This is a genomic window from Pseudomonas sp. SDO5591_S426 (genome assembly GCF_054070755.1).
In genome coordinates, this window is sequence record NZ_JBSVXD010000419.1 from 1 (window position 1) to 597 (window position 597).

Below are 597 nucleotides of genomic sequence, written 5' to 3' on the forward strand. Positions count from 1 at the left end.
GCCGACCGAGGCTATTACAAAGGTCTGGAAATCCTTGCTTGCGAGCAAGCCGGCATCACTACCTTCGTACCGAAACCCCTGACATCTGGCAGCAAAGCCGAAGGCCGATTTGGTAAGCAGGACTTCATCTACGTTGCTGCATCGGACGAGTATCGATGCCCTGCGGGGCAGTTACTGACCCGGCGGCACTCGTCAATGGAAGACGGCATGTTATTGCATTGTTATTACTTCTCGGGCTGCCAGTCCTGCTCAATGCACAAGCAATGTACGACGGGTAAGGAGCGCCGTGTGAAGCGCTGGGAACATGAGGCGGTAATCGATGCGATGCAGGTTCGACTAGAGCATGATCCAGCGATGATGAGGGTTCGTCGACAGACCGTTGAGCATCCTTTTGGAACGCTCAAATATTGGATGGGAGCCACCCATTTCCTGACCAAAACCCTGCCGCGGGTAAGTACTGAGATGAGCCTTCATGTGCTCGCCTACAACCTCAAACGAATGATGAGCATCTTTGGCATCGTAGGACTGCTTGAGGCGATCAAGGCGTGAATCCAGCCGCTTGTCTCGCCAGTTAGTAGCCGTTTTGGCCGCTGACGC

General features: G+C 54.3%; 1 protein-coding gene. It reads left to right on the top strand.

Annotation, left to right across the window (positions count from 1 at the left end):
- Positions 1 to 549, top strand: a 549-nt coding sequence (locus ACW9JC_RS30390) for a transposase (protein WP_457459684.1), incomplete at its 5' end; no start/stop codon positions are given.
- Positions 550 to 597: the final 48 nt, after the last annotated feature.